General features: G+C 43.5%; 9 protein-coding genes. 1 reads left to right on the top strand and 8 read right to left on the bottom strand.

The genetic code is table 11. The features are described from left to right. The 8 genes from H6G97_RS41830 to H6G97_RS41795 form a co-directional block, all read right to left on the bottom strand. On the bottom strand, window positions 1–262 hold a 262-nt coding region (locus H6G97_RS41830; protein ID WP_277883422.1), incomplete at its 3' end, for a DnaB-like helicase N-terminal domain-containing protein. Window positions 263–264: 2 nt separating this feature from the next. Next, the gene (locus H6G97_RS41825) at window positions 265–1,731 is read right to left on the bottom strand and encodes a helix-turn-helix domain-containing protein (protein ID WP_242055950.1); all 1,467 of its coding nucleotides are present in this window, start codon (window positions 1,729–1,731) and stop codon (window positions 265–267) included. Between the two features lie 65 nt (window positions 1,732–1,796). After that, window positions 1,797–2,603 (bottom strand): DUF5131 family protein, encoded by an 807-nt coding sequence (locus tag H6G97_RS41820; RefSeq protein ID WP_190946459.1) that lies wholly within the window; start codon window positions 2,601–2,603, stop codon window positions 1,797–1,799. Continuing rightward, window positions 2,596–3,282 (bottom strand): HNH endonuclease, encoded by a 687-nt coding sequence (locus tag H6G97_RS41815; RefSeq protein ID WP_190946458.1) that lies wholly within the window; start codon window positions 3,280–3,282, stop codon window positions 2,596–2,598. Before H6G97_RS41815 ends, H6G97_RS41820 begins: the two co-directional genes overlap by 8 nt. A 2-nt stretch (window positions 3,283–3,284) precedes the next feature. Then, window positions 3,285–3,845, bottom strand: a complete 561-nt coding sequence (locus H6G97_RS41810; protein WP_242055949.1) for a hypothetical protein — start codon at window positions 3,843–3,845, stop codon at window positions 3,285–3,287. 148 nt (window positions 3,846–3,993) lie between these two features. After that, window positions 3,994–4,197, bottom strand: coding sequence for a hypothetical protein (locus tag H6G97_RS41805; protein WP_190946457.1), 204 nt, complete (start codon window positions 4,195–4,197; stop codon window positions 3,994–3,996). 67 nt (window positions 4,198–4,264) lie between these two features. Continuing rightward, the gene (locus H6G97_RS41800; RefSeq protein WP_190946456.1) at window positions 4,265–4,927 is read right to left on the bottom strand and encodes a hypothetical protein; all 663 of its coding nucleotides are present in this window, start codon (window positions 4,925–4,927) and stop codon (window positions 4,265–4,267) included. 145 nt (window positions 4,928–5,072) lie between these two features. Next, a complete protein-coding gene (locus H6G97_RS41795; protein WP_190946455.1) occupies window positions 5,073–5,975 on the bottom strand; it encodes a hypothetical protein in 903 nt (300 codons plus the stop codon). Window positions 5,976–6,125: 150 nt separating this feature from the next. Between H6G97_RS41795 and H6G97_RS41790 the strand changes: the two genes are divergently transcribed. Beyond that, window positions 6,126–6,467 (top strand): helix-turn-helix domain-containing protein, encoded by a 342-nt coding sequence (locus H6G97_RS41790; protein ID WP_100897662.1) that lies wholly within the window; start codon window positions 6,126–6,128, stop codon window positions 6,465–6,467. Window positions 6,468–7,050 lie beyond the last annotated feature (583 nt).

Below are 7,050 nucleotides of genomic sequence, written 5' to 3'. Positions count from 1 at the left end.
GGTCAGCCAACCATGCGGTGACGCTTAGTAAATCTGTGGGTTGATATGTAGCATGAAGTTGGACTGCGGCTTGATAGATATATGAGTGGGCGCTGATGTAAAAGGCTTCAATGGTTAGGCGATCGCTGACTCTGGTTATTGCTTCTGGGTCAAGCATAATCCCGCCCAAAATAGCTTCTTCAGCTTCGATATTTTGTGGAGGCAAGTTGTCAAGTGGCCTGTCAGGATGGAAAGAAACTACGTTGTCTTGATTAGAGTACATAATTATGCCCTTAGTGCTAATTGTAACTGCGCTTCAACTTCGCCCAAATTCATGGAAGATGGTCTGGTGTTGCTCGGAACTTTTGGCTCATTTGCTTTGGCTTGAAGTTTTGCTTTTAGCTCCAGCATTTGTGGGCTGTTTTGATACCCATTGGATGGAACCTGCTTTGATTGCTCTTGCTGACGGCGTATTCGGTCTTGTGCCAGAGCATCTTCGAGCGTGGTGCTAGTGATATTGTTTGCTCTGTGAGCCAAAGTAGTGTGCTGTTGAGGTAGGGGCTGTTTTTCTGTTTGCAATGCTTGGTGATAACGCTGGATCAAGTTTGTCCACCCACCTTTGGTTTTCTCCCAAGTGTTCATTACTGCGATCGCATGAGTAATTTCGAGTTGTGCCGAGAGTTTCGATTTAATGGCTAACTCAGCAGCCAAAAAGTCCACGACTATCGGGTTGAAGTTCTGGTACAAGTTATTCAGCTTTCGCTCTCCATTGCGCCAAGGTAAAACCCAGCAATTCCACTTGATTGAGTCTCTGACAAGCAGGGGCACACAATCATCACTCATAGCAGTCGGGTCTGTTAGCCAAGCATCAATCAGTTCTTTCACGTTCCCGGCTGTCTTGTAGGGACAAGTTAGTTGCGGCTTATTCGATTGCTCGGATTTCCCAAACGACCCCGCCGCAATAGTTGATCTCCTTGAGGTGTTATCGGTTTGTTGCAAAGACTCGGAATTTTTCAACAACGAAGTGGGTTGTTGTGGGATTGGTTCTTCTGGGGCTGATTCTTCTAAACTTGGTTTTTCTGGAATTGGTTTTTCAAGTTCAATTTCTTCCGTTGCTAAATCAAGTTCTTCTTTTTCACACACACTTTCATGGGTGGGGGGCGCGGGGGGCATTGCCAGGGGCGCGTCCTTGAGTGGATGGACTTCAATTGGATAATCTTTAACTGGATATACTTTGGGTATTCCCCCACTACTACCCTGATCTTCCCCGACTACTACCCCTGGTATTCCCCCATTACTACCCTGGTATCCCCCCAATACCACCCCTAGTATTCCTCCACTACTACCGCTATTTTTTCCTCTGATTAAACTTGATTGTTTAGTAGGAGAAACAAACCAGTCGTCAATATCTGTGAGTTGATACAGGTTAGAAGATACTGAACCATTAGACTTGGTTTTGGGCGTTTTAGTAATTAAGTTCCACGAAACCAATTCACTGACTGCTGCGATCACTTTTTGCCTTAAAGTTTCAGTTGAGGAAGCAGGGAAAGAACCACGAAAACAGGCTTCACCGATAGATTTGTATGAAGGGAAGGCGTTATTATCACAACCGGCTCGACGGCACAGGTGAGAGTAAACTCGAAATGCCTCCATTGTTAGTGGTAGATCATCCAGCTTGCTATCGATAAAAATATGGCGTTTTCTTCTACCGTAGCTAGAGCCATCACTTTGCATTTTCTCTGTTAAACTCATATCTATAGACCTCAAATGGTTTGGTTTTCCCCCGCACTGCGCTACAGGCGGGGGTTTTGCTTTATTCACGCATCAAACGGAAATTGTCTAACTTTCAGATGAAGGGGAAACTCTTCAATGTCTCCCCCTTTCTTGTCGCGGGTTTTAAATTGCTGTCCCCCAAATTTCGCATTCGCCCCCAACTGCTTCACAAATACGGGTGTTTTCGATTGTTGGCATTGTTGGACAATTGAATTAATCCATTCAATGTGGCATGGTCTGGAATTTGGGCCAGATTCACCACCAACAATTACTAACTGAACATCATTCAAGTATTGAGTGATATCGCCCAAATCTTCTAGTAATGGTTCAACTGACCAGAAGCGAGTTAAAGCCGGAATCTGAGCAAGGAATTGACTACGTTCTTCTAAAGTGCGGCGATTCTCAATCGAAGTTCCTGGCCAAATATTTAAAGGTAGCTTGTCTAGCCCGTGACAAGAAAGCCATTCATCCATAGATGACAGCATGATTTCTGGGCGTTTAGTGAGAATCTGAAATATTTGATTAGGAGCAACGAACATTCCGCCCAGCATTTCGTGTTGCCAAAAACGCGGAACCCATTCACCGAAAACATCAGTCATTGAAGAAACGAAATGCTTCTTAGGTTTTCTTTGGAATCCCCATTTCCGAATAGCTTCTGTATCTAACACTAGCTCTGGTGGTCGCCCAGAGTATGGTTGTTTGTTTCCGCCAAAGAAAGAGTTTTTATTTAATTTGTCTGCATAACAATTTGCACAACCCTCACTTTTCTTATGACACCACCAACCGCCTCCTTTAGCACGGATGATATTATCTGTTTGGTCAGTCCAAGATATTTGTATAATACTACTCATTTGTTTGCTCCTCTGTAAATAAAATCCAAAACACTTCATGAGGGATTATGTTGTTTTTAGCTAGCCATTCGTTTAAATTGGACTGATTTTTTGAACTGTTGCAGTGACGACAACACGGTACAAGATTTCCTTTTTTTGATTTACCGCCTTTGACAACAGGAATGACGTGATCCAACCCAGTAGCTTGGTTTTTACAACAATAAACACACAAACCCTTAGATATATTCATCAATTCATTTTTTAAATGCAGAGAAATAGGATCTATTTTTTTTCGCCTATCTCTTACACGCTGCACAATTTTAAATCTAGTCTCTTCATTTTCGTGGTATATTTTCTTCTGTTCCCTTGCAAGACAGGATGTACAAGCCCCTTGCCATTTGCTATTAGTGACTTTTTGAATCCATTCCTTGCATCCACGACACCACGCAAAGCCAGTTTTTGCTTTTTCAATTCTTTCGGGCTTACTTGGAGAGTTGTCTTTTTTAGGGTAGTCACAATTTTTGCAGATTGCTTTTAAAGCATCCCACCTGCTTTTATCTTGGCTATAATTAGTTTTATTTTTCCATTGTCTGCATTTGTAGCACCATTTTTGACCCGAATTTACCAGGGATTGATACTCTTCTAAAGATATTCCTATTCGGCGCGCGTGCTTTTTAAGTGTCCCAATTAAACTTCCCATAATTAAAGATATCTTTGATAGTAGGTACTAATTTCACTGTTGGCGATTTCGCTCACAATCGATAAAGCGGATTGAGGACTAATCGCTTTATCTGGGGTTTTGTAAAAGCCAGCAATTCTATTAGCAGGGCGTGTAATAATTCGTTGCTCTGTAGTGCGCTTGTCCCAAACAAAGCATGAAATGGTGATATTATCTGTCGCCCAGCGTTTACCTTTCTTGTCCTTGCGAAAACAAAAACGAGGCAGAATCAGTACAAGTGACGGCGGATGCTGCTGTAAGAAATCCGCCCGGTCATCACAGGGTTCGAGAAAGCTGGTCAGAAGGAATGCGGCAACACCTACACGCGCTTTCTGGTAGGCATTCTTGATAATTGGTGCAGCAAACTCTGAATATGGTGGATTAGTGCAGATCCAGTCACAATCGGGAAACTTAGCCCATGACTCGGATAGTGTTGCATCCAGATGGTAATCAGCCGCCTTATGTGGATCAATATCGTTCGTCCACATTTGCTTGGTGTAGGGCCACGCCGATAGTAATGTTGCGTCGCCCCATGTCCTACACACGGCTCACCAATGACACCAGATAAGGGAACATGGCGCAATAACTCAGTAGTAAACCACGACGGAGACTCGTAAAAGTTCAGTGGATGTCTACCAACAGTTTCTATAGATGCACTTGTATGTGGTTGTGGTGTTAGCAGTTGTGCAACAGTCATGAACTCTCTCCGGTTTGTTTGACAACAAGAGCGCTGATTGATTCAAAATCCACTTGAAAAATGTTCATATCAGTCAGCATTTCGCCACTGTTATAGCGGTCTACAATATGCTGCCTAATACCTGCTTCTGAAAGCCCATCGGGGATATTGATGTGAGCTTCACTAGTAATTTTTTCGGTGACTCTAACAATGACTCTCATGTTGGTTATGCCAAATATGAAGGAGTGTTTAACGTGGCGATTGCTACTTATTTAATAGCGATCGCTTTTATCTCCAAGGTGTAAAATTATTCCATTGAAACCAGCTTGAGCCAGAATCAGAGTATGCAGTGGTGCGGTGGACTGCTAAAGGATTACCCCAGTAACAGCAAGCGTTGATGGCGAATGTAGGCTTATCCTGAAACGTTCCATCTTTTAGGAGAATCTGGTAAACCTCATCTTCTGCCCACAGTTCTAACCATTCCCGTTGTAAGTACTCTTGGTAAAACTGACTCCAGCGAGATTCTAGCCAGCGCGATTCTGTCTCGCGGTCATAATGCCACAGCTTAAACACCATGTTCCAGTGCGCGAGGAAGCCAAACGCCACCGAGTTGGACTGCATCAATATCTCCTTATCCCCAGGAACGAGCATCAACTCCTCACACAGCCGGGGAAGAACTAACGCCATGCCGCCGTACTCAACGGTGTACCATTCGATTCCGCTAATGCCTCGGCTTACTTGTTCTGCCCAAATTGCTTGTCGTTTATCAGCCGTATCTTGCGCTCTTTTTCGGAACATATCGAAACGCAATACTGTTTCTACTGGGGATAATTTGCCTTTTGCTACGTACTGTTGTTGTGCAAGGTCACACGCAGACTCCCAACCGATTGCATTGATTTGGTCGATCTGTTGGGCTAGTGCTGCTGCTTTTGGGTCTTGAAATCGCGTCATTAACCTATCCATTGAGATGAATTATTGTTTGTGTCGTTATCAAATGTTACAATTCTTAATAAGCTTATTATCTCAGGTCAGTATCAGCTTAGTAGCCAGTAGCACTCAAAATTCGGGTAACTGAATAATTGAAGATTGATGGTTATTAAACTGATACCTTTTCTTTTTTGCTAGCGAAAGCCCCCGCCTGCCTTAGCGCTGCTCCAGGACTGGGATGAGCGAAGAACTCTTCTATAGCTTTGGTCAACCCAGCCGCAACAGCCGTCTCGTGACAAGCGTAGACATAAATGGGCTGTTGAGTACCGTTTACTAGCCTCTCCTCTTGGCGTGAGCTTAGTTGTGGGTAGAATGTGCGTACCCACTTGCCTAAACAGCCACGATAATGGGAACCTTTGATAGGTACAGTTTTACCTAATTCAATCTCTGCAAAGTTGACAGCACCTAGCCAACGTTCTTTACTCGGCTGTAGTGCCTGTCTGTTATGTTCAGCTAACAAGCTTGCCACAAAATCTTTAAACTGCTGTTCTAGGTAAGGATTGAGGCGTTCACCAGTTAACTCAGTTAATGTCTTCATTGCTTGCACGAGGGTGTGTAACCTCTGCTCGACTGGGGCAAGGGCAGGCATTGAAGGCTGGACTGGTTGGGTAGGGTTGCTCTGCTGTGTCGCCTTTGACCATCCTTTAATATCCTGTATCCAGGCTCTCACACCAGCACCGCTGAATGCACGGCAGACTAATTTGGCTTGCTTGGTGCAATAGCGCCCTGCTTCATGGGCGTAGTAGTCAAGGATAATACCGATTGCTATATCAGGAATACCGTTTGTTCTCCATTCCTGAAGGTTTGCGGCACTAAAGCTATGTCCCATAAGCATTAGAGCCAGTTTAGAAGGTTCTAGGTTTGCACTTTCTAGGGCTTTAATAATTGCCATATCACTGACTCCAGCGAGCCTTGCTGTAGCTCTGATGCTTGCTTTAGCGTTTCCCAAAGCGTCTACTTCAATCTCTTCTTTAATCTGTTCAAGTACTTGGGCTATTTCAATCTGTGACATAATAATCTATTTGCTCCTGATTTAAAATCTGAGGCAAGTCTGAGGTAAGCGATCGCCGTTCTCGTTGCGGGGGATGCGATCACTTCCGGTTCTATTTGGTTGAATTGTGCTTGTCAATCTTAGTCTACATCAAGTAGCATATTAGTGTCAATGACGGAACGTAATAAAGACAATTCTATTATGACAGCAGTAGACCTGCAACTTGTAGCCACTTTTCACTGGAATGAAAACTTAGGCAATCGGTTGCGAAATCTCAGGGAAAATAAGGGGTTAAGTCGCAAAGCATTGTCAGAAGAAACAAAGAAAATAGGTAAAACTGTCTCTGAGTCTTATATTCAGCAATTAGAATCACCTAGTCTTTTTGCTGGCAGGGAGGGAAAATCTGAGTCATTAACAGTGTCAAAGGATGTGATTAGTCGTATATGTGAAGCCATGAGTCTTGATGTGACAGATTTACTGCCTTCAACGAAGTTATTTCTTCCTAACCCTTGATATTCTATTACTGAACGTAATAAGATGAATAGTAAGAACAGAGGGACTAGCTGTCTAATAGAGAAATCGCTAACTAGACATAGATTTGAGAAACAAGAACTTCCTGCTGTATAGCACAAGGTTCGCTGGGTAAAGCCTGTAGGAAGAGATACTCAAAATCACTAAATAAAGATACGAGACTGCACAGAGGGCAAGATGATCGTCCAATACCTTCTCTACAGTCTTTGTACTGTGAAGCTAACGTTAAAGATGCCTTTAAGAAGGCTTCGCCAATTCTGGATTGAGATTGTTGCACCTTCAGCACAACAAACTAACCAATAAAATAGGACGATCGCTGCGTCTGGAAAACTTGCGATCGCCCTTATGCCCCAACCTACTAAAGAAGAGGCAATTTATAATCATGACACAAATTTCAGTTCTTGCGCCAACAAAAGATCCGCTAACCACACGCGATCGCCAAATCATTGCAACTTAAACAGCAGAAGGCTCACACTGAAATGGTACTCCATGAGCGTGTTGTGATGAATGCGCGTGAGTTGAGAAGTGTAGTCTGACCAGATTTGAGCGTAGCGAAAACTTTCCA

The organism is Nostoc flagelliforme FACHB-838, from assembly GCF_014698065.1.
Classification (GTDB): domain Bacteria; phylum Cyanobacteriota; class Cyanobacteriia; order Cyanobacteriales; family Nostocaceae; genus Nostoc; species Nostoc flagelliforme_B.
This window is presented reverse-complemented; position numbering and strand designations above follow the sequence as displayed.